The sequence below is a fragment of the uncultured Pelagibacterium sp. genome (genome assembly GCF_963972885.1).
Taxonomy (GTDB): domain Bacteria; phylum Pseudomonadota; class Alphaproteobacteria; order Rhizobiales; family Devosiaceae; genus Pelagibacterium; species Pelagibacterium nitratireducens.
The window spans coordinates 1-19585 of the sequence record NZ_CAXAXY010000055.1; the positions used below are offsets into that span (position 1 = coordinate 1).

General features: G+C 59.8%; 24 protein-coding genes. 12 read left to right on the forward strand and 12 right to left on the reverse strand.

Going from position 1 to position 19585, the window contains the following annotated elements; genetic code table 11:
- On the reverse strand, nucleotides 1-341 hold a 341-nt coding region (locus tag AACZ55_RS10195), incomplete at its 3' end, for a LysR family transcriptional regulator (RefSeq protein ID WP_339645818.1).
- Between the two features lie 102 nt (nucleotides 342-443).
- On the opposite strand from AACZ55_RS10195, the gene AACZ55_RS10200 reads away from it, so the two are divergent.
- The 5 genes from AACZ55_RS10200 to AACZ55_RS10220 all read left to right on the forward strand — a co-directional run bounded on the left by AACZ55_RS10200 (nucleotide 444) and on the right by AACZ55_RS10220 (nucleotide 5402).
- Entirely contained in the window at nucleotides 444-1640 is a 1197-nt protein-coding gene (locus AACZ55_RS10200; protein WP_338607694.1) for an acyl-CoA dehydrogenase, read from the forward strand.
- Entirely contained in the window at nucleotides 1640-2788 is a 1149-nt protein-coding gene (locus tag AACZ55_RS10205) for a CaiB/BaiF CoA-transferase family protein (protein ID WP_339645821.1), read from the forward strand. The genes AACZ55_RS10200 and AACZ55_RS10205 overlap by 1 nt, the downstream gene beginning before the upstream one ends.
- 439 nt (nucleotides 2789-3227) lie before the next feature.
- Nucleotides 3228-3416 carry a hypothetical protein gene (locus AACZ55_RS10210; RefSeq protein ID WP_338607691.1) on the forward strand — a complete coding sequence of 63 codons (189 nt, stop codon included), beginning with the start codon at nucleotides 3228-3230 and terminating at the stop codon, nucleotides 3414-3416.
- Nucleotides 3417-3584: 168 nt separating this feature from the next.
- Entirely contained in the window at nucleotides 3585-4013 is a 429-nt protein-coding gene (locus AACZ55_RS10215) for a peptidylprolyl isomerase (RefSeq protein WP_338607690.1), read from the forward strand.
- A 195-nt stretch (nucleotides 4014-4208) separates the two neighbouring features.
- A complete protein-coding gene (locus tag AACZ55_RS10220; RefSeq protein ID WP_339645826.1) occupies nucleotides 4209-5402 on the forward strand; it encodes a GNAT family N-acetyltransferase in 1194 nt (397 codons plus the stop codon).
- 8 nt (nucleotides 5403-5410) lie between these two features.
- Here AACZ55_RS10220 and AACZ55_RS10225 read toward each other — a convergent pair whose 3' ends face one another.
- Both AACZ55_RS10225 and AACZ55_RS10230 read right to left on the reverse strand, forming a co-directional pair.
- Nucleotides 5411-5638 (reverse strand): hypothetical protein, encoded by a 228-nt coding sequence (locus AACZ55_RS10225; protein ID WP_339645829.1) that lies wholly within the window; start codon nucleotides 5636-5638, stop codon nucleotides 5411-5413.
- A 530-nt stretch (nucleotides 5639-6168) separates the two neighbouring features.
- Complete coding sequence (locus AACZ55_RS10230) at nucleotides 6169-7224, reverse strand: glycosyltransferase (RefSeq protein ID WP_339645872.1); 1056 nt, start codon at nucleotides 7222-7224, stop codon at nucleotides 6169-6171.
- 143 nt (nucleotides 7225-7367) lie between these two features.
- On the opposite strand from AACZ55_RS10230, the gene AACZ55_RS10235 reads away from it, so the two are divergent.
- Entirely contained in the window at nucleotides 7368-7997 is a 630-nt protein-coding gene (locus AACZ55_RS10235) for a hypothetical protein (RefSeq protein ID WP_339645832.1), read from the forward strand.
- Here the strand turns inward: AACZ55_RS10235 and AACZ55_RS10240 are convergent.
- A complete protein-coding gene (locus tag AACZ55_RS10240; protein WP_339645835.1) occupies nucleotides 7948-8169 on the reverse strand; it encodes a DUF6471 domain-containing protein in 222 nt (73 codons plus the stop codon). The two genes, AACZ55_RS10235 and AACZ55_RS10240, sit on opposite strands and share 50 nt — an antisense overlap.
- 103 nt (nucleotides 8170-8272) lie before the next feature.
- Between AACZ55_RS10240 and AACZ55_RS10245 the strand changes: the two genes are divergently transcribed.
- Nucleotides 8273-9229 (forward strand): IS1595 family transposase, encoded by a 957-nt coding sequence (locus tag AACZ55_RS10245; protein WP_339645838.1) that lies wholly within the window; start codon nucleotides 8273-8275, stop codon nucleotides 9227-9229.
- Nucleotides 9230-9523: 294 nt separating this feature from the next.
- Here the strand turns inward: AACZ55_RS10245 and AACZ55_RS10250 are convergent, their stop codons facing one another.
- The 3 genes from AACZ55_RS10250 to AACZ55_RS10260 all read right to left on the reverse strand — a co-directional run bounded on the left by AACZ55_RS10250 (nucleotide 9524) and on the right by AACZ55_RS10260 (nucleotide 11155).
- On the reverse strand, nucleotides 9524-9754 hold the full coding sequence (locus tag AACZ55_RS10250) for a hypothetical protein (RefSeq protein WP_339645840.1): 231 nt from the start codon (nucleotides 9752-9754) through the stop codon (nucleotides 9524-9526).
- 75 nt (nucleotides 9755-9829) lie between these two features.
- Nucleotides 9830-10276 (reverse strand): hypothetical protein, encoded by a 447-nt coding sequence (locus AACZ55_RS10255; RefSeq protein ID WP_339645842.1) that lies wholly within the window; start codon nucleotides 10274-10276, stop codon nucleotides 9830-9832.
- 15 nt (nucleotides 10277-10291) lie between these two features.
- Nucleotides 10292-11155 (reverse strand): hypothetical protein, encoded by an 864-nt coding sequence (locus tag AACZ55_RS10260; RefSeq protein WP_339645844.1) that lies wholly within the window; start codon nucleotides 11153-11155, stop codon nucleotides 10292-10294.
- Nucleotides 11156-11219: 64 nt separating this feature from the next.
- Here AACZ55_RS10260 and AACZ55_RS10265 point away from each other — a divergent pair, with 64 nt between their 5' ends.
- Nucleotides 11220-12062, forward strand: coding sequence for a transporter substrate-binding domain-containing protein (locus AACZ55_RS10265; RefSeq protein ID WP_339645846.1), 843 nt, complete (start codon nucleotides 11220-11222; stop codon nucleotides 12060-12062).
- A 7-nt stretch (nucleotides 12063-12069) separates the two neighbouring features.
- Here AACZ55_RS10265 and AACZ55_RS10270 read toward each other — a convergent pair whose 3' ends face one another.
- Complete coding sequence (locus AACZ55_RS10270; protein WP_338607685.1) at nucleotides 12070-12474, reverse strand: tellurite resistance TerB family protein; 405 nt, start codon at nucleotides 12472-12474, stop codon at nucleotides 12070-12072.
- Between the two features lie 152 nt (nucleotides 12475-12626).
- Here AACZ55_RS10270 and AACZ55_RS10275 point away from each other — a divergent pair, with 152 nt between their 5' ends.
- Nucleotides 12627-14273, forward strand: a complete 1647-nt coding sequence (locus tag AACZ55_RS10275; protein ID WP_338607684.1) for a lysine--tRNA ligase — start codon at nucleotides 12627-12629, stop codon at nucleotides 14271-14273.
- Between the two features lie 6 nt (nucleotides 14274-14279).
- Nucleotides 14280-14489 carry a hypothetical protein gene (locus AACZ55_RS10280; protein WP_339645851.1) on the forward strand — a complete coding sequence of 70 codons (210 nt, stop codon included), beginning with the start codon at nucleotides 14280-14282 and terminating at the stop codon, nucleotides 14487-14489.
- A gap of 108 nt (nucleotides 14490-14597) precedes the next feature.
- Here the strand turns inward: AACZ55_RS10280 and AACZ55_RS10285 are convergent, their stop codons facing one another.
- The gene (locus AACZ55_RS10285) at nucleotides 14598-15233 is read right to left on the reverse strand and encodes a helix-turn-helix transcriptional regulator (protein ID WP_339645854.1); all 636 of its coding nucleotides are present in this window, start codon (nucleotides 15231-15233) and stop codon (nucleotides 14598-14600) included.
- A 140-nt stretch (nucleotides 15234-15373) separates the two neighbouring features.
- Here AACZ55_RS10285 and AACZ55_RS10290 point away from each other — a divergent pair, with 140 nt between their 5' ends.
- Together AACZ55_RS10290 and AACZ55_RS10295 are read left to right on the forward strand one after the other, a co-directional pair.
- Entirely contained in the window at nucleotides 15374-15718 is a 345-nt protein-coding gene (locus tag AACZ55_RS10290) for a DUF952 domain-containing protein (protein WP_339645857.1), read from the forward strand.
- Nucleotides 15718-16818, forward strand: a complete 1101-nt coding sequence (locus AACZ55_RS10295; protein WP_339645860.1) for a quinone-dependent dihydroorotate dehydrogenase — start codon at nucleotides 15718-15720, stop codon at nucleotides 16816-16818. The genes AACZ55_RS10290 and AACZ55_RS10295 overlap by 1 nt, the downstream gene beginning before the upstream one ends.
- Here AACZ55_RS10295 and AACZ55_RS10300 read toward each other — a convergent pair.
- The 3 genes from AACZ55_RS10300 to AACZ55_RS10310 form a co-directional block, all read right to left on the reverse strand.
- Nucleotides 16815-18152 carry an MATE family efflux transporter gene (locus tag AACZ55_RS10300; RefSeq protein ID WP_339645863.1) on the reverse strand — a complete coding sequence of 446 codons (1338 nt, stop codon included), beginning with the start codon at nucleotides 18150-18152 and terminating at the stop codon, nucleotides 16815-16817. The genes AACZ55_RS10295 and AACZ55_RS10300 overlap by 4 nt on opposite strands.
- Nucleotides 18153-18206: 54 nt before the next feature.
- Complete coding sequence (locus AACZ55_RS10305) at nucleotides 18207-18974, reverse strand: SDR family NAD(P)-dependent oxidoreductase (protein WP_339645866.1); 768 nt, start codon at nucleotides 18972-18974, stop codon at nucleotides 18207-18209.
- A 94-nt stretch (nucleotides 18975-19068) separates the two neighbouring features.
- Nucleotides 19069-19407 (reverse strand): DUF6460 domain-containing protein, encoded by a 339-nt coding sequence (locus tag AACZ55_RS10310; RefSeq protein WP_339645869.1) that lies wholly within the window; start codon nucleotides 19405-19407, stop codon nucleotides 19069-19071.
- Nucleotides 19408-19585: the final 178 nt, after the last annotated feature.

Genomic DNA, 19585 nt, shown 5'->3' on the forward strand with positions numbered 1-19585 from the left:
GGCCCCAGCCAGCGCGTGCCGAAGGCAGGCAAGACCGCCAACGACAGGGCGCCCCCACCCAGATCGGCAGCGGTTCGCATCGAAGCGCGCTCGATGGCATCGAGCGCCGCCGCGATATCTCTTGCGTAGTCGATGCCGGCCGGCGTGGGCACCAGTCGCTTGCTCTGGCGTAAAAACAGGGGGCGGCCCAGTTGCGCTTCGAGCGAGGCGACAAGACGCGATACCGTTCCCTGCGAAAGATCGAGCGCTTTTGCGGCGGCAATTGTCGATCCCGTGCGCTGCACGGCCTCGAAAGCGGCCAGTTGTCCGATTGAGGGAAGATAGCGGCGTTGGCGGCTCATTATCCATGCGCTTTATGCATCAACTTTCCATCGAATAGGATTATTTCCAGGTTCGGTCCAGCCCTATAATGATCAAAACCCATATAGTCCCATGGAGAAATCATGGCCGAACCCCTTGCCCGCAACGGCTTCAATTGGTCCGATCCGTTCCTGCTCGAAGACCAGCTTTCGGCCGAAGAGCGCATGATCCGCGACTCGGCGGCCGCGTTCGCCGCCGACAAGCTGGCACCCCGCATCGCCAATGATTACCTCGAAGAACGGGTCGACCCGACCATTTTTGCCGATTTCGGTGCGGCGGGACTTCTGGGCGCCACGGTACCTGAAGAGTATGGCGGGCTGGGCGCGTCCTATGTTGCCTATGGCTTGATCGCGCGCGAGATCGAGCGCGTCGATTCCGGCTATCGCTCGATGATGAGCGTACAGTCCTCGCTGGTAATGTATCCGATCCTTGCCTATGGCTCCGAAGACCAAAAGAAAAAATACTTGCCCAAGCTGGCCAGTGGCGAATGGATCGGCTGTTTCGGTCTGACCGAACCTGACGCTGGGTCTGATCCCGGAGGCATGAAGACCCGCTCTGAAAAGATCGATGGCGGCTACCGTCTGCATGGTTCAAAGACCTGGATTTCAAATTCCCCCATCGCCAACGTCTTCATTGTCTGGGCAAAAAGTGCCGCGCACGGGGGCAAGGTACGCGGATTTGTGCTCGAAGGCGGCATGAAGGGTCTGTCTGCCCCCAAGATTGGCGGAAAGCTTTCCCTGCGCGCCTCAGTCACCGGTGAGATCGTCATGGATGGGGTCGAAGTGGGCGACGAAGCGCTGCTCCCCGATGTCGAGGGCATGAGCGGGCCGTTCGGTTGCCTAAACCGGGCGCGATACGGCATTTCCTGGGGCGCCATGGGTGCGGCGGAGGATTGCTGGCACCGGGCGCGCCAATATGGCCTCGACCGCAGGCAGTTCGACCGGCCCCTGGCCGCGACCCAGCTTTTCCAGAAAAAGCTCGCCGACATGCAGACCGAAATCGCTCTGGGGCTGCAGGCATCCTTGAGGGTTGGGCGGCTGATGGACGAGGGCCGGTTCGCGCCCGAAATGATTTCGATCGTCAAACGCAACAATTGCGGCAAGGCGCTCGATATTGCGCGCCAGTCCCGCGACATGCACGGTGGCAATGGCATCCAGATTGAATATCAGATCATGCGGCACGCCCAGAACCTCGAAACGGTAAACACCTACGAGGGCACCCACGATGTCCATGCGCTCATCCTTGGGCGCGCGCAGACCGGGCTGCAGGCGTTTTTCTGATGCAGGCCGAAGCGCCGCTGACCGGTCTGCGCGTGGTCGAACTCGCACGGATTCTCGCCGGCCCATGGCTGGGCCAGACGCTGGCGGACCTCGGCGCCGAAGTCATCAAGGTCGAAAGCCCCGAAGGTGACGACACCCGCCGCTGGGGACCGCCCTTCATCGAACGCGACGACGGCAGGGGTGGCACAGAAAAGGTTGCCGCCTATTTTCACGCCGCCAACCGCTCGAAACGCTCGGTCGTGTGCGATTTCCGCGATCCCGCTGACCTTGAACGGCTCAAGGCACTGATTGCCGGCGCCGACGTGTTGGTCGAAAACTTCAAACTCGGCGGGCTCGCGCGCTACGGCCTCGATTATCCAACACTGGCCGCCATCAATCCCCGTCTCGTTTATGTTTCGATCACAGGCTTTGGCCAGACCGGCCCGCGCGCCAGCCAGCCCGGCTATGATTTTCTCATTCAAGGCATGAGCGGGGTCATGGATCTGACCGGCGATCCGGCGGGTGAGCCGCAAAAAGTGGGTGTGGCTTGGATCGACGTCTTCACCGGTCTTTACGGCGTGATCGGCGTGCAGGCGGCACTGGCCGAGCGCCAGCGCTCGGGCAGGGGCCAGCACATTGATCTTTCCCTCCTCGATGTCGGTGTGGCGGTTCTGGCCAATCAGGCGATGAATTATCTGGTCTCGGGTACCAGCCCATCCCGCATGGGCAACACTCACCCCAACATCGTCCCCTATCAGGTGTTCCCGGTCCGAGATGGACACGTCATCATCGCCTGCGGCAATGACAGGCAATTTCGTTCCCTGTGCGCCGCCCTCAATCTCCCCGCACTCTCGACCGATCCCCGCGCGATGACCAATTCCGACCGTGTAACCAATCGCGACACTGTCGTCGGTCTGCTGACCGAAGCGACAGGCCTGTGGATCAAGGCGGACCTGATAGCAGCTCTCGAAATGGCCGGCGTGCCCTGCGGGCCGATCAACACGGTCGCCGAAGCCCTTTCCGAACCCCAGATTGTAGCGCGGGGCTTAAAGATTGCCCCCCAGGCCATCCCCGGCCTGCGCACGCCGCTAAGCTTTTCGCGCAGCCGGCTGTCGCTTGAGGCCGCCGCACCCTTGCTCGGTGCTGGGACATGGGCATGGTCTCAATAGGACTGTCTTATAATGTACCCGTCCCATCGCCCAAAGGCCGACCGCCAGCCCGATAAGCAACAATCCGATGGCAAGGCCAACATAGATCAATACCGAAGCGGGAAAGCGCGCCAGCCGCGTGGAAACGGTGTGCCGTGGTGTGGCCATGGCCACCGTCTCTGCATCGGGCGGTCTGCCTGCTGCCTCGGCGTCGGTTCCCAGTGGTGCGGCGGCAGGGTCCGGCCACTCTGTCTTTTCGCCGGTTTTCCCTGAATCGATTGCATCACGCAGGGCATCTGCTGTTCTCGGAGGACTCTTGCCAGCCATCATTGTGTCCTTTGGCGCTGTCATCCCTTTCGCAACCGCTTCTGGCAGCGTGGGTTCCCTGCAACTTCCAAGGGGTGTCATCAGTTATTGAAGGGAGGAGACCGGGCGTTGGCCCGAAAAAAGGAGCAGGACCATGAAGGACAAAACGCGGGATCGCGCGCCCGCTTTCAAGGAACGCAAGCTTCCGGGGTCCGGCAGGGCTGTTCAGCAGGTCCGCGACGCCGGCGCCGAATCCACCCGCGATGACAGGTCGGGCTGGGACGACGTCGATGAAGCCGTTGACGAGACCTTTCCTGCTTCCGATGCCACGGCCAAATATTAGCCGACGAACAAAAGCCGGCCCGTGGTTTACATCTCGTTCCCCATCCCTACATTGGGGACCGTGGTTCGCAGGGTACGTCCCGGCGGGCCTTCGCTGGACCTGTCCTGAGGCCGCCTTGAGAGCACGCGGCGACGGGTCCTGAGCAAACACAAATGAAAAGGACACAGCATGACCCAGGCAAAGCACGGGGATACTGTGCGCATCCATTATACCGGACGGCTCACCGACGGCACCCAGTTCGATTCTTCAGATGGCCGTGACCCTCTCGAATTTGAGCTTGGCTCCGGCCAGATCATCAAGGGCCTCGAAGAGCAGGTCCAGGGCATGAGCGTGGGTGCCAAGGAAACTGTAACCATTCCTGCCGACGCAGCCTATGGCGCTCACCGCCCCGAAGGCGTGCAAAGCGTTCCGCGGACGCAGATTCCCGATGGGGTTGATACCTCGGTGGGCGCCCGGCTCCAGGCCACGGGCAATGACGGCCAGACCATGGTTCTGACAGTCATCGACACCTCCGAAGAGGCCGTCACCGTCGATGCCAATCACCCGCTCGCGGGCAAGGATCTGGTGTTCGACGTCGAACTGGTCGAAGTTCTTTAGTCACGCTTCAATAGGCCCGGGCGCATGTCCGGGCCATTTCGCGGTTTTCCGTAATCCGCTCTTTACCATTTCGCCGGTTTTCCAGCGTTTGGGTGGGCTTTATGCCGCCCGGTTCAGGCTTTCCCAAGATTTTTGGCCCAAGACGGTCCCACGCCCACGTGGCAGAAACACACGGCAACGGGACGACTTCGATCTATGGCAGCCATAACAGATATCGGCGAACTCGCGGCGGCGGGACAGCCGCTGCGCGCGGTAGTCCATGACTCCATTGCCAGGGCCGAGACGGCCTGGCGCCGCTTGCAGCAGGACGGGGTCTATGGCCCCTATCAGCGTTTCGACTGGGTCGCTGCCTATCTCGATGCAGGCTTTGCACCGGACGCCCATATCGCGGTCCTTACGATCCTTGAGCATGACCGCCCCATCGCTCTGATCCCCTTCGAGATCGTGAGCAAATTCGGGCTGCGCGTCGCCCAGATCATCGGCATGTCGATATCCAACGGCGATGCGCCGGTATTCGACCCGCAATCGGCACATTTGCTCACACCAAAGGCTCTTCGCGAGGCGCTGGCGACCTTGCCAGCCGATATCGTCAATTTCCATTGCGTTGCCCCGGAAATCGGAGAGCATGTTAACCCACTGGCTCGGCTCGGCGGAAATCCGGCCCCTGACAATTTCTACGTCAATGCGCTCGAGCCGGGCGATGCGCCTTTTATCGAGCAATCCTTGCCCCACAAGCGACGCACCAATATCCGTCGCTCCCAACGCCGGCTCGACGAAGGATTCGGGCCCGTAACGCTCCATCGCGCCAAAACGCCAGCTGAAGTCGAAACCATACTCGAAGTGTTCCTCGATCAGCGTGGGCGCCGTTTTGTTCAGATGGGGGTGGAGAACATTTTCCAGCGCCCCGCCTTCAGGCAGTTTTTCCGCCGATTGGCGCTCGAGGGACTCGATCAGGACCGGCCTGCCATCAGCCTGCACGCCCTTTATGCCGGTGAGACGATCGTTGCCACCAGCATCGGTACCTATGGCCCCGCCCATTATTCGCAATACATCAACTCCACAGATTACGGCGATGCATCGCGTTATTCGCTGATGGGGGTGACGCTGTCGCTTCTGGTCGACCAGCTGCGGGCCAACGGCATAAAGAGCTTGGACATGGGGCTGGGCGATTTCGACTACAAGACCGACTGGACGCACCGCCAGACCGTGTTCGACATCGTGCTGCCGGTCTCTGCGCTCGGCCATGGCGCTGCACCCCTGCTGCGGGGAGCTCGCGCGGCAAAACGCAAGATCAAGCAGACCCCGTCACTTTGGAAGCTTGCCCGTACCGCTCAATCGGCGATGGTTGGATTGCGCCGCACCGTGTTGGGACAAAGCGGGGACCGGTAACCGGTGGTCTAAAGGCCCATTACCGCCAGGCCCCACCAGGCCAGCCCGGCAGCGGGCAGGGGCAGCAGGAGCCGGGCGATCCACAGGGTGGGCTGGTTTTCGGCGCCGCTGATCACCAGTATTCCTGCGACAAAGCCGAAAAGATAGAGAGCCCCGGCAGCCAGAAGGGGCAGTGGCACCACGATAAAAAAGATCGCGCCTGGCAGTGCGACCGTCAGCAGCAGCCCAACCGACATTATGACGAGCCACGGGACATAACCCGAAATGCTCACCCGGTGTTCTGGCGTTCGCGGTTCTTCTCCAATAAAAAACAGCTTATCGGCCCTTCATTCTTACCCGAGATAAACGATGACTTACGATTATCGAATTCTGGGCGACAATCAAACGCGATTGAATTCAAGTTTGACTGTGGGCATACCATTGAGCTCAGCGGAAATGTTTGAGAAATATCAAGCCGGACGACGATGCCAAAGCCCGATAGTCAGATGGGAGTGTGAGCGTTCATGCCCTGGGGGCAGGGCGCCGGTATGTTGCAACCCTAAAGCCCCGTGAGCACGGAAAGCCAGCCGATAATCTCTATAATGGGCACAAGAAGCGATAGACCCAGACCGACTGAGGCTGCGGCGGCCAGCGTTCTTGCCCGGCGGGGCGGGGGTGGCGATGTGGGGTCAGATGGTGTCGTCCGGTCGTCTGGTCCAAACGCTTTCACGCTGCTCGCTCCCTTTGCACCACTCACCCGATTGTGAGCATGCGAGAGGGTGAGCCGCTATTGGGAGGTTTGCGTATGCGCCGCGCCGGTGGGGTGCTGTGCCGGGTCCGGTCGGGCAGCATCCATTCCTTTGTGGCTGGTCTTGGACCAGTGGTAGGGACGGAAGACCAGATCGAACCCCGCCATCACCACCGAACACCACGCCATGACCCAGTAGGCCGGCAGGGCAACCAGCCACGGCGCGATATCCTTGCGTCCGATCCTGTCCAGTCCGATGACGCTGATGACGATGGCGCCGGAATACCCCAACAGCAGTGTGCCCAGGCCCGCGACTGTCCAGAGGTCGGGGGTTCCAACCACAAGTATGTCGTAGAGCAGGCGGGCAATGGTGCCTATGAGAAACAGCCCGTGTACGCTCAGCGAGAGCACCATGCCGCCCACGAAGATGTAAAAGGCGATGAGATTGGCCCAGCCCAGATCGGCCAATAGCTTTCCCGGACGCGCCGAATGGACCAGAAGGGTCTGCATCCACCCCTTGATCCAGCGTGAGCGCTGGCGAACCCACCCTGCCACGGTTTCCGGCGCTTCTTCCAGAGTCACGCTTGCCAGGCTTTCAACACGCAGGCCCATCCGGGCCATCCGAATGCCCAGATCAGCGTCCTCGGTCACATTGAATGCATCCCAGGCGCCAATATCTTTCAGTGTAGTCGTGCGGAAGTGATTGGACGTCCCGCCCAGCGGAACCGGAAAGCCGGCCCGCCCGATGGCCGGCAGCAGCACGCCGAAATGGCCAGCATATTCGGCGGCGAACATGCGCGTGATCCAGTTCCGCGAAGCGTTGGCAATCACCAGTTCTCCCTGCAGGCATTCAAGCGTCGGATCCTCGGCAAAAAGGCTGGCTGCGGTTCGCAATTGTCTCGGATGAGGAAGATCCTCGGCATCGAAAACCACAACATGCTCGCCCCGTGCCAGTGGTAGTGCGTAATTGAGGGCTTTGGGCTTGGTATAGGGGCGGCAGCGCGGCACGACGATCAGCGAAAAGCGCGTGTCGCCCAGCTGGGCGCGCGCGGCGCTCACGGTGGTCGGGCTGGCGCTTTCGACAACGAATTTGATGTCGAGTTTTTCGGCCGGGTAGTCGCGGCCTTATGTATCAAACGCACCAAGCGTTAGATGCCTCTAAGGCCGGGTAGGAGAGTATCCGGTGAGAAAAAATCTAAAGACTCCACATACCTCCAGTTTCGGGGCATGTTCGATCCATGAAGCTTGTTGTTGGAAGAATTCTCAGTGCTATCATTTCCTCCGGTGGATGGCTCCTTTTAGGAGTGCGCACCGTGCTTGACATGATCGGCTACTCCACAGCCCCTGATGACGCAGCAGTCGCTATTTCCAGGTTAGACGAGTTCTTGGGATGGCTTATGCGTGTCCCTTGGTGGGCAGTATTTGCATTCGCCTTGCTATCAACGATGTGGCTCATGTGGGTATCATGGCCGCGCCCCAATACGGCAACCGACCCATTGCAATCGCCCCAAGAAGAAGTCTCGCCGCCCGTAAATGAGGGGCCGCTTATAGCCATAAACGGAAAGTTTTTCGCCAATGAAAGGGTGGTTCTGGACGGGAAAAGTCATACGGGGTGCACATTTGAAGCGTGCACTCTTGTTTATAACGGATCAGAGAATGTTGGGTTCAATCACAACAAGTTGGTTCCACCCATAGCGATCTCTAGTGACGACCCAAAAATAGAGATGGCAATGCTGCTGCTTCACGACTTGGGGCTGCTGAAAATACCGTTTCGTGATGAAACGGGAGCGTTCCGCGCCGCATCAGGTTTGGCAGAAGTTAAATCCGGAGATCAGCCGAGCCAACAGCCTCAAGGCAAGCCAGCATAAATGCTGCGGTAAATTTTCCCCGGCTTAGCTTGTTCCTGATATTAGCTTCCCGCTCCACTATCCCAATTTCTCCCAGTTTCTCGACAAGCTGGGCATAGGTTACGCCTTTGCGTTTCAATTCAGCTTTAAGGAGGTTTGCCGCCTTCATTTCCCAGTCGGTCTTTTCGGCCATGTATCACCTGTGATGCAAAAAGTATCGCAAACGATGATATATGCCCTTGCCATTGATACGTCAACGTACTATATACGATGCATAAGCATCGGAGATAGTTACAATGGCACAGCATTTCCTCCTTTCGGCACAGGCCCGCACCCTTTCGCTTCGCGATATCTACAAGGGTGGCGAGGAAAAGGCTTACGATACGTTCAAGGCAATGCGTTGGGCAGATGGCGAACCTGTTTGCCCCAAGTGCGGTTGCTTTGAAGCCTACGAAATCACCACGCGCCGCAAGTTCAAGTGCAAGGGTTGTTACGCCCAGTTCTCCGTCACATCGGGCACCATCTTTGCCAGCCGCAAAATGGCTTTCGTGGACCTGCTGGCCGCGATCTGCATTTTCGTCAACGCTGTGAAGGGCCTTTCGGCTCTCCAGTTCAGCCGCGATCTGGACGTGCAATACAAGACCGCATTCGTCTTGGCTCACAAGCTGCGCGAAGCTCTCGCCGCCGAAGTCGAGAACGCAACCCTTGAGGGCGAAGTCGAGATTGATGGCGCTTACTTTGGTGGCCATATCCGCCCCGCGAATTTCGCGGAGGATCGCGTTGACCGCCGCCTTGCAAAGCACCAGACCGGTACCCGTCGCGTTGTAATTGCCCTTCGCCAGCGCAAGGGCCGCACTCGCACCTTTGTTGCCACACACGAGGGCGAAGGCGTTGCCATTGCCTCACAGATCGTTTCGCGCAAGTCTGTAATCTATGCTGACGAAGCTGGCCACTGGGATCGTCTGCACGAAGGCTGGCCAACTGGCCGCATCAACCACAGCGAAGCCTATTCAGCCGATGGCACCAATACCAATCAGGTCGAAAGCTACTTCTCGCGCCTTCGTCGCATGGTCACTGGCCAGCATCACGGCGTTTCGCCAAAGTACCTTGGTGCATACTCTGCCCACGCCGCATGGCTTGAAGATCACCGCCGCCGCGACAATGGCGGGAACGCTTTGGCCGTTGTCGCCAACGCAATGACGCATCCGGTCAGCCGTGTGTGGAAAGGGTATTGGCAACGGAACGCAGCATGAACGTTCATGATTATGGCAAGATCGCGAATCGCTGTACGATAGTTCTGTTTATCTGGTGGTCAGATAGACGAAACCGGCCAGGCGGTAGGACGCGAGACCGGTTTCTTGATAAGTCTAAGCCGGTGAGGGCTCGAATTTGTGCACGGACATTTTGTACTACACACGCCATACACAATCAAGCCCAATCCGGTTTCCGCATAAGGAAACCTTTATATGCCCACCTTGTATTGGTCCGGTAATTCGGGCAACAGCTACGGCTTCCACATCTACCCTGTAGGGACAGAGTTTATTCCCTCACCTGCGGTCTACATGCTTTGCCACGAGTTCCTTCATGGTGGCGTCCTCAAGTATGGAGCCCTTTATGTAGGCGAGGCGGAGTCCCTCTATGATCGCCTCAACGCCGACGTGGCTTCTGGACGGCATGACGGGTATAAACGCGCCCAAGCCTACGGGCTCACGCACATCGGTCTTCACTTCGTCGCGAGTGAGCCCGATCGCCTCTGGATTGAAAAAGATATCCGGCATGGTGTTAACCCCGTTTGCAACCGCGAGCCCGTACCGCTGAGCGCGCTCGGAAGCTTCAATCTTAAATTCTAAACGCTAAGTGGGGGTGAACGGTTTCGTTGGCCCCCACAAAACAGCCGTACCGCGCTTCCCTTGCCTCTTGATCGGGCCGCGCCGTTTCTCCTGTAGCCGGAGCGCTTGCACAACCCTATAGGCCACGGCTTTCTTCAAATGCCGATCTGTCTCGTCAAACCCTTTGCGCCGGATGATCCACAGCGCCAGTTCCCGTGTATCCATAGGGCCATCGGCAAGCGCTTCCTTGCACATCTTTACTACCTCGCCGCGCTTGAACACGCGGTTTATGTCCATAAGGACCGGATGACGGGCGTTTTCGTCTGGTCGCTCAAATAGCACGATGGTCGCGTTTACGTGCGCCAGCATGGTTCTGGCGTCGTCTATCTCACGCTCCAGGCTGGCTATGTGAGCCGCTATCCGGTCGGCCTTGGTGCGGAGGGTGTTTATAACTTGGGGCGTGTCGCTCATAGCTAGACAATAGCATCACAGGCGATTACAAACAGCCATATCGTTGGTGCGTTTGATACATAAGGCCGGGTAGTCGAGGGCCTGCATGGCACATGCGATCTGGGGCACCATATGCGCTTCGTCGCGCATCGGCACCAGCACCGTATAGACCGGCAACTCGCGGTCATCGAGCAGGCTCTTGGGCCGCAACGCCTCGTTGCGTTCAAAGGTAAAGGCCGCCCACAACCGAAAGCCCGAGGGCAGAGCCAGCACCAGCGCCAGCACGGCAAGCAGAGGCGCCAAACTGAGAAGACCCGGCATCACAGCAACCGCGGCCAGCACAGCCGTGGCTGCGACAAAGCCCGCCCGCACCCCGCTCGGAAGATCGAGATGCGCGCTGGCGAACGGAAAACGGCGCGCCAGCCGTTGGAGGGCATTGGCTGCCAAAAGCTGGGGATTGGTCTGTGCGATTGCTGCGTCCAGGGTCGCAGGCGAAACGATGCACAGCCGCCGACGCAGATTTTCGTCATCGCCGATCCGTTCCGCCAGGCCACGCAGATGACCAAGACCTGGTGACAGGAACAACACTTCGTTTCCCTCGATATGCCCGCGGACCGAACGCAGGCCCCCGAGGTGGTCGACATCGGCATTGGCATTGGCATCGAGCGGGGAGAGGAAAGGCGCTATGTCGGTGCTGTGCGGCACGCCCAGAAAGGCGGCAGCCTGCCGGTAGGGTTTTTCGCGATCGCTCTGGTCCAGGGCGGCCAGAACCTCTATGGGGTCGGCGCCGATATGACGGGCGCGGTCAAGTGCGTCATCGACCACACGCCGGGACCAGCCCGGCTGCATGCCCAATGCCTCAGCGAGTTCGACATCGTCAAACGGTCGCACGACGTTCATATGCCCCAATCGTCGCCCCAACCCTACCAATTGTTTTGGCAATCGGCCATAACGAGGTTCAAATTTGTTCAAGACCTTGGAATTTATGGTGACAGTGTTTCGGGCAGTCCTTTTTGCCGCCTGCATTATTGTCGGAGGGGCTGGCGGTGTTATCGGCCAGAACCTGCCGGTCCACGTCGATCCGGGCGCGCGCGACGACACGATAGACCCCGTCGCGGTTCCCGCCCTGCGTTTCCTGACTACGTCCGATTTTCCTCCCTTCAACTATACAGACGCGGCAGGGCGGCTCGCCGGCTTCAATGTCGATCTGGCCGATGCCATTTGCGCCCGGCTCGAAGCGCGCTGCACCATTCAGGCCTGGCCCTGGAACCGGGTGCAGGACGCGCTGGCCGACAATCAGGGAGATGCCTTGATCGCCGGGCTCGACATCGCCGGCAGTGCTGGAGAGCGCTTCGATTTCTCACGCATCTACCTGCAATTGCCCGCACGGTTCGTGATGCAAAAGCCGGTCGCCCCCGACTTCGATCCCCTCACCATGGTCGGCAAGGTCGCGGCCCGCGAGGGTTCGGCCCATGCCGAATTGGTCGAACGCACGCTCGATCGCGCCGAAATCGCTTTCTATGACAGCGAATTTGAAGCACTAAATGCCGTGGCAGCCGGCGACGCCGACGCCTTTTTCGGCGATGCCGCCCGCGCCTCGTTCTGGCTTAACGAAAACCCCGATTGCTGCGCCTTTGCGGGCGAAGCCTATTTCCGCCCCGACCTGTTCGGAGCCGGACTGGCGGTGGCCGTTCCGGCGGGTCTGGACAATGTCCGTGTCGCCATCAACTGGGCCCTGACCCGGCTGCAGCGCGAGGGCAGGATCGACGAGATCTACCTGCGCTGGTTCCCGGTCAGTTTCTATTGACCCTCAATTACAGCCGCCGATGTCTGATCCGTGCCGAAGTTTCGATCGCCGCCGTCGTCAGCCGATCAATCGAGAACGCATCGCGGATCATTTCCAGCATGCGCAATTCTTCCTGGTTGAGCTTGAGATCGACCGTGACGATCTCGACGGCAATGGCGTAGGCGGTTTCCTGTAGCCTTGGCTCGAGGGTCTGGGCAATCTGGTCGAGCAGGGCATCGAGCCCGGCCTTGTTGACAGTCTCGACGCAGGATGAGGCGACTTCGGGCAGGCGCTCGATATCGAAATTTTCAAACACCGGCCAGCGGCTGATGAGCGCGGCGAACCGGTCCATTTCCCGATCGGTCACATCCTTGTCGGACACCGCGGCCATCACCATCACATGGACAAGGGCATCGGTTGCGGAAAGCTGCATGAAATCACCTGGGCTCGGTTGGAGGCGCGCGCAAATCTAGAAAGTGCAGCGCAGTGGCGCAAGGGCTCTCGATCATCGGCATTGACCTTTGGAAGTGGTTGGTGCAACACCGCGGCCTGAAATCTCCCAGTCTGACTAAAGGATGGGCTCAAGTGTCCCAGACCCTGCCCCCTCTCGATCCCTCGGCCATTGCTGCCGCCCCCAACGCCCGTGCCTGGCCGTTTGAGGAAGCCAAAAAGGTTGTGCGCCGCGCCGAGAAACTGGGCAAGGACGAGGTGATCTTCGAGACCGGCTACGGCCCTTCGGGCAAGCCCCATATCGGCACGTTCGGAGAGGTGATGCGCACCACAATGGTGCGCACCGCGTTCCGGCTTCTGACCGGCGATGCGATCAAGACCCGGCTGATCTGTTTTTCCGACGATATGGACGGCATGCGCAAGATCCCCGACAACGTGCCGTCGCGCGAAGCGCTGGAGCCCTATCTCCAGATGCCCCTGACGGCCGTGCCCGATCCCTGGACCAATGAGTTTCCCAGCTTCGGCGAACACAACAACGCCATGCTGCGCCGGTTCCTCGACACCTTCGGGTTCGATTACGAATTCGCCAGCGCCACCGATTATTACAAGTCGGGAAAGTTCGATACGATGCTGCTGCGCGCGCTCGAACGCTATGACGACATCATGGATGTCATGCTTCCCACGCTCGGCGCGGAGCGGCAGGCTACCTATTCGCCCATCTTGCCCATTTCGCCGATTTCGGGCCGCGTGCTTTACGTTCCCATGAAGGAAGTCAACGCCAACGACGGCACGGTAACCTTCGCCGACGAGGACGGGCGCGACGTCACCATTCCGGTGACGGGCGGCAACGCAAAGCTGCAGTGGAAGCCCGATTTCGGCATGCGCTGGGCCGCGCTCGGGATTGATTTCGAGATGTTCGGCAAGGATCATCAGACCAATCAGGTGATCTATGACAGGATATGCTCGATCCTCGGCGGTACCCCACCCGAGCATTATGTCTACGAACTGTTCCTCGACGAAGAGGGCCAGAAGATCTCCAAATCCAAGGGCAATGGCATCACCATCGACGAATGGCTGACCTACGCGTCTTCGGAAAGCCTCTCGCTGTTCATGTTCCAAAAGCCAAGAACGGCCAAGCGGCTCTATTTCGATGTCATCCCCAAGGCGGTGGATGAGTATTTCACCTTCGCCGCCAAGGCGCAGGCCGAAGATGCAGGCCAGCTTCTGGAAAACCCGACCTTCCATATTCATTCCACCATGCCGCCGGCATACGATATGCCGGTGAGCTTTGCCCTGCTGCTCAACCTCGCCACAGCGTCAAACCCCGAAAGTCGCGAGGTTATGTGGGGTTACATTTCAGCCTACGCCCCCGGCGTGACGCCCGAGACCCATCCCCATCTCGATGCGCTGGTGGGCTACGCCATGCGCTATTTCGAGGATTTCGTTGAAAAGACCTATCGCGCGCCCGACGATGTCGAGCGCAAGGCACTCGAAGACCTCTCCGATAGCCTGTCGAAACTCCCCGCTGATGCGGGTGGAGAGGCGATCCAGAACGCTGCACTTGATGTGGCGCGCGAGATCGAACGCTATCAGGACCACAAGCGCCTCGGCCCCAATGGTGGCCCGGGCGTGTCCGGCGCCTTCTTCCAGATGCTCTATCAGGTGCTGATCGGCCAGGAACGCGGCCCCCGCTTCGGCTCGTTCGCCGCTCTTTACGGCATCGAGAACACCCGCAAGCTGATCGAAAAGGCGCTAAGCGGGCAACTGACCTCCCGGAGCTGAAAGGCGATGGCGGTCACCCCCGACCTCGCTGAACTCGAGGCCACGATCGCACGCATGGAAGAGCGTTTCGATGCCGATCTACGCGCCTCCGGTCTGATGGCATCCTATCGCGATCTGTGTGCCCGCTTCGAAGCCGACCTCGTCGATCCGCGCGATATTGCCCTCAGCCGCGCCGCCGCTTTGATGATGGTAAAATATCAGCTCGGGGAACCTTGACCGAACGCACCCTCCCGGCGCTGGCCATTTTGGCTCGTCCATTGGCCGTGACCGGTCAGACCGGCAGGGTTCAGTGGTCGTCCGGAACCACTGGAAATTTACGCGATGCTACTGGCTGGCCCACAAAATCCGGGCGATCCAGTCGATTTCTTCGGGCTTGAAAACCCGCGGCGGATGGTCGGGATTGATCGAGTGCAATTCGATCTGTTTTTCAGTGCGCCGGTGCAAGATCTTGGCCATGACCTCGCCTTCCTGCGTGCGCGCCACTACACGGTCACCGCGCCGCAACTGTTCGGTGGGCGAAACGATGATGTAGTCGCCGTCGCGATAGAGCGGCTGCATGGATTCCCCTGTAACCTCGAGTGCATAGGCCGTGCCGTCGCCCAGCCCGGGGAACCGGACCTCATCCCATCCCTGGCCCGCTGGAAAGCCTGCCGCATCGAAATAACCGCCCGAGCCTGCCTGCGCAAAACCCAGCAGCGGCACAGCGCGGCTGGCCGCGGCGCTCTGGCTGTAATTGAGCCCACCCGAAAGCAGAGAATCGAAATTTTCGCTGGTGGCCTCGAGCACCTTGGCAATCGATTCGGTCGATGGCCAGCGCTCCCGCCCGTCCTTGCTGACGCGCTTGGAGGGATTGAACGCCGTCGCATCCAGCCCCGCCAGCTTGGCAAGGCCCGACGCCGACAGGCCATGTCGGTCGGCTAGGCTGTCGAGGGCTTCCCATATGGCGCGATGAGACAACATAGACAAACAGGTTCCAAAAAAGGAATAATATCCCCACAATCTGGAAACTAGTCCTATTACGGTGTTAGTCTCTTGTAAAGATGTTTCCATGCTTGGCACGGTCACCATCGGCAGTTAGACCATGCGGCACAGGAGAACACATGGCCGAGCCGATCTATAAAATCGCTTCAACCCAGGATTGGGCGAACGCGCGCAAATCGGGGGAACTGGCTGGTACGCCGGTCGATATCGCCGACGGGTATATCCATTTTTCCACCGCCGCCCAACTGGCCGAAACGCTGGACAAGCACTATCGCGGCGCTGCCGGGCTGGTGCTCGCAACAATCGACCCCGATCTGATCGGCACCGATCTGGTCTGGGAGCCCTCGCGCGGCGGGCAACTTTTCCCCCATCTTTATGCACCCCTGCCCATGGCGGCCGTCATCGCAGAGCGCGATCTCGCCGCGCGGCCCGATGGCCGGTTCGACCTGCCGGAGATTTCGTGATGGGCTTTGGAGATCTGCTGCGCAACGCAACGATGCAGAAACTGGCTCAGGACATGCTGATGCGCATGGACGCAGAGACCGCGCACAGGGCCACGATCAATGCACTCAAATTCGGCTTGGTACCCTCTGCCGCGCCGTCTCCGGACAGCCTGGCGACCAGGTTCTGCGGCCTGGATTTGCCCAACCCCATCGGCATGGCACCGGGTTTCGACAAGAATGCCGAGGTGTTCGGCCCACTCGCCAAGGCAGGGTTCGGGTTCGTGGAAGTGGGAACGGTCACGCCTCGCCCGCAACAGGGCAATCCAACTCCCAGAGTGTTCCGCATCCCTGAGGTCATGGGAGTGGTCAACCGGTTGGGTTTTAACAATGACGGCCACGAGGCTGCCTTTGAACGGTTAAAAAACCGCGTACCGGGGCAGGTCGTTGGCATCAATATCGGCGCCAACAAGGACAGCACCGATTTCGTCGCCGACTACGTGGCGGGGGTGAAGACCTTCTCGCCATTGGCCGACTATCTTACCGCCAACATCTCCTCGCCCAATACGCCCGGCCTCCGCAATCTTCAGTCTGAAGATGCCCTCAGGCGTCTGTTGGCTGCTTTGGTCGAAACCCGCGCCGCTCAACCCCGGCAGACATCGATCTTGCTCAAGATTGCGCCGGATCTTGAGCAAACTGAAATGGATTCCATCGCCAGAACAGTGCTCGAAAGCGGCATTGACGGGCTGATCGTTTCCAACACGACAATTTCGCGCGATAGCGTGGCCGGCCTTCAAAACGCCAGCGAAGCCGGCGGACTTTCGGGAAGACCGCTTTTCAATCTGGCAACGCAGCGCCTCGCCCAGATGCGCCTGCGGCTCGGTCCGGCTTTCCCGATAATCGGGGTTGGTGGCATTCACTCGGCCCAAAGCGCAATTGCCAAACTCGAGGCCGGCGCCAATGTCGTCCAGCTCTATTCGGCTCTGGTCTATGGCGGGCTCGAAATGGTCGAGGAGATTAAGTCCGGGCTCGCGCAAGCCGTCACTGAACGCAGGCTTTCCAATGTATCGGGACTCACTGGTGTGGCGGTCAGGGACTGGGCCGAAGGCAGGATAGCGATCTAGGCGAAAATCTCGTTCTTCCGCCGTTCGATGGCGACTGCATAAATGCCGGCTCGCACGAGCAGCAGCACGTGCAGCGCGATCCACAACCCCCAAAGGCCCAGGATCGGCTGCAGGATAATGGCGGTTGCAAGATAGACAATGAGTGAAACGATCATCCCGTTGCGCATCGTAACGTTGAAGGTCGCGCCGATCATCACGCCGTCATAGACGAAGGCAGGCATCCCGGTGAGCGGGGTCAGGGCTGCCATCACCAGATAGATCCGGGCCATTTCGCGCACTTCGGTGTTGGTGGTCATCAGATCGATGGCCAGCCAACCAAAGCTGAGCAAAAGAGCGCTTAGAGTTCCCGCGATCAGCAGGCCCCAGCCCAGCGTGAGTTTGGTCGCGCGCTCGAAAGCCGGACGCCAGCGCGCCCCGACCGCTTTGCCGCACAACTGCTCGGAGGCCGTGGCGATTCCGTCTAAAAAGAATGCCGAGACCGAAAACAGCTGCAGCAGAATGGCATTGGACGCCAATTCGATCTCGCCCATACGCGCCCCTCGCGCAGCGAAATAGGCAAAGGCGCCCATCAGGGCCGCCGAGCGGATGATAAGATCCCGGCTCAAACCGATCATCCGCTTGATCGCCGCAACGTCGAGCAGGGCCGCAAGGGTCGTATTGGCAAGGATCGACTTGATGCCGCCATAATGGCGTATGGCAATGACCACCCCGGCGACAGCGGCAACGCCTTGCCCGATAACAGTGGCCCAGGCCACGCCGGGAACGCCCCAGCCCAGCCCCAGAACAAACCAGACGCTGAGCACGATATTGACGACGTTGATGAGAATTTGCAGCCACATGCCGGTGCGCGCATCGGCCCGACCGTAAAACCATCCCAACAGCACAAAATTGATGAGCACGAACGGCACCGACCACATGCGTATGCCCATATACTCGGCAAACGCCCCCGTGGCATCGGGTGGCGGAGCCAGCGCGGTCGCAAACCCGAGATAGATGGGATAGGAGAGCGCCAGAAGCAGCGCACTTAACAGGGCTGCAGCGACCATGGCTCGGGCCATATGCAACAGCCCGTCGAGCGGATCGCGTGCGCCGACCGCCTGTGCGGTCAGACCGGCCGTTCCAAAACGCAGGAAAAAGGCCAGGGCGAAGACGACGCTGAACGCTGCAGCACCGAGCGAAAGCCCACCCAGCAGTCCCGCATCGCCCAATTGTCCGATCACGGCGGTATCGATGATGCCTGCCACAGGCTCGGTGATAAACGCCACCGAGGCCGGGACGGCTATGGCCCACACATCGCGATGGCGAACCTCGAAAGGGTGAACCGATTGAGTCATCAGGGGAACCGGAAAAGGGAGGAAACCTATCCTAGCCGATTCCGTGCCCCGGCCCTAGCTCTCAAAGTCGCTCTTTTTGAGCAGAACGGGCCGGGTCGGAACCTGACAAACCGGCATGATCTCGATGGAGTTGACGTTCACATGCGCCGGCAAGTTCGCCAGCCACCAGACAGTGTTGGCGATGTCCTCGGGCAGAAGCGGCTCGTTATCGGCATACATTTTTTCGTTGGCCTCGAAATCCCCACCGGTCCGCACGGCGGTAAATTCCGATTTCGCATGGCCCGGTTCCAGCGAGGTGATGCGGATACCGGTGCCCATGGTATCGGTGCGCAAATTCATCGAGAACTGGTGCACGAAGGCCTTGGTCGCGCCATAAACATTGCCGCCGGTATAGGGAAAACGCCCGGCAATCGAGCCGACATTGATGATCGATGAACCGCGGCCCACCTGTTTGACCAGCGGCAGAACTTCCAGCGTCGTGTGCAGCAGCCCCACGATATTGGTGTCGATCATGGTCTGCCATTGGTCGGTATCGATATCGGGAACCGCACCCGTGCCCAGCGCCAGCCCGCCATTGTTGAACAGGCACGTGACGGGTTTGAAATTTTCGGGGATGGCCGCGACGGCGTGTCTGATCGAGGTCTTGTCGGTAAGATCCATCTCGATGCCATGAACGATTTCGGGGAATTCGGCTTCGAGCTCGACCAGCCGTTCGCGCCTACGGCCCGTGGCGATGACCTTCCAGCCGTTCTGTGCAAAAAGCCGCGCGGTGGCCGCGCCGAAGCCGGACGTGGCGCCGGTAATGAAGATGACGGGAGACATGGGCAAGACCTTGAATGGCTCTGGATTGGAAAGGCGGAGCGTGTCGCTCGCGCCATCCTAATTGCCGCAGCCGATCTGCTCAACAGGCTATGAGCTAGCGCCGCCGCCCCGCCGCCATCAACCGCCCGATGAACCACAGGGGCAAAACGATCACCGCACCGGTCAGCATATAGGCAAATCCGTCACGGAAGACTTCGAACCCATTATCGAAGATCGAATTGATGAAGCCCTGGATCGAGCGGAAGATGGCATCGGGGCTGATCCCGAAGATCGACATCAGAAAGCCTACGACCAGGCTCATCAGGATCAGCCGGACAACGACCCGTCCCGGCGTTCCGCCAAGAAACGATTCCAGCCAGCTCGGTCTTTGATTTGTCTCGCGGTTGTCCATAGTCTCGGGCATCGGTCCATCGGGTCCATCGATTCTGCTCATGATGCCACATAGGCGCCGATCTTGGCCAATTAAAGAGCTTCCGATATTGTGATCCCACTTTCCCCGATCGTTGCAGACTGGTTTGCCGCCAAGGGGTGGCAGGCGCGCCCGCACCAATTGGCCGTGCTCGAAGCCGAGCGCGCCGACCTCGCCATGGGCTACCGGCCCCGGCGCTGGA

Coding starts and splice junctions, on each gene's coding strand:
- AACZ55_RS10255 (WP_339645842.1), bottom strand. CDS start 10,276: ATGAGCGACACGCCCCAAGTTATAAACACCCTCCGCACCAAGGCCGAC.
- AACZ55_RS10310 (WP_339645869.1), bottom strand. CDS start 19,407: ATGAGCAGAATCGATGGACCCGATGGACCGATGCCCGAGACTATGGAC.
- AACZ55_RS10240 (WP_339645835.1), bottom strand. CDS start 8,169: ATGGCCGAAAAGACCGACTGGGAAATGAAGGCGGCAAACCTCCTTAAA.
- AACZ55_RS10215 (WP_338607690.1), top strand. CDS start 3,585: ATGACCCAGGCAAAGCACGGGGATACTGTGCGCATCCATTATACCGGA.
- AACZ55_RS10235 (WP_339645832.1), top strand. CDS start 7,368: ATGAAGCTTGTTGTTGGAAGAATTCTCAGTGCTATCATTTCCTCCGGT.
- AACZ55_RS10295 (WP_339645860.1), top strand. CDS start 15,718: ATGGGCTTTGGAGATCTGCTGCGCAACGCAACGATGCAGAAACTGGCT.
- AACZ55_RS10285 (WP_339645854.1), bottom strand. CDS start 15,233: ATGTTGTCTCATCGCGCCATATGGGAAGCCCTCGACAGCCTAGCCGAC.
- AACZ55_RS10200 (WP_338607694.1), top strand. CDS start 444: ATGGCCGAACCCCTTGCCCGCAACGGCTTCAATTGGTCCGATCCGTTC.
- AACZ55_RS10210 (WP_338607691.1), top strand. CDS start 3,228: ATGAAGGACAAAACGCGGGATCGCGCGCCCGCTTTCAAGGAACGCAAG.
- AACZ55_RS10250 (WP_339645840.1), bottom strand. CDS start 9,754: ATGCCGGATATCTTTTTCAATCCAGAGGCGATCGGGCTCACTCGCGAC.
- AACZ55_RS10300 (WP_339645863.1), bottom strand. CDS start 18,152: ATGACTCAATCGGTTCACCCTTTCGAGGTTCGCCATCGCGATGTGTGG.
- AACZ55_RS10305 (WP_339645866.1), bottom strand. CDS start 18,974: ATGTCTCCCGTCATCTTCATTACCGGCGCCACGTCCGGCTTCGGCGCG.
- AACZ55_RS10220 (WP_339645826.1), top strand. CDS start 4,209: ATGGCAGCCATAACAGATATCGGCGAACTCGCGGCGGCGGGACAGCCG.
- AACZ55_RS10205 (WP_339645821.1), top strand. CDS start 1,640: ATGCAGGCCGAAGCGCCGCTGACCGGTCTGCGCGTGGTCGAACTCGCA.
- AACZ55_RS10225 (WP_339645829.1), bottom strand. CDS start 5,638: ATGTCGGTTGGGCTGCTGCTGACGGTCGCACTGCCAGGCGCGATCTTT.
- AACZ55_RS10270 (WP_338607685.1), bottom strand. CDS start 12,474: ATGCAGCTTTCCGCAACCGATGCCCTTGTCCATGTGATGGTGATGGCC.
- AACZ55_RS10245 (WP_339645838.1), top strand. CDS start 8,273: ATGGCACAGCATTTCCTCCTTTCGGCACAGGCCCGCACCCTTTCGCTT.
- AACZ55_RS10290 (WP_339645857.1), top strand. CDS start 15,374: ATGGCCGAGCCGATCTATAAAATCGCTTCAACCCAGGATTGGGCGAAC.
- AACZ55_RS10260 (WP_339645844.1), bottom strand. CDS start 11,155: ATGAACGTCGTGCGACCGTTTGACGATGTCGAACTCGCTGAGGCATTG.
- AACZ55_RS10280 (WP_339645851.1), top strand. CDS start 14,280: ATGGCGGTCACCCCCGACCTCGCTGAACTCGAGGCCACGATCGCACGC.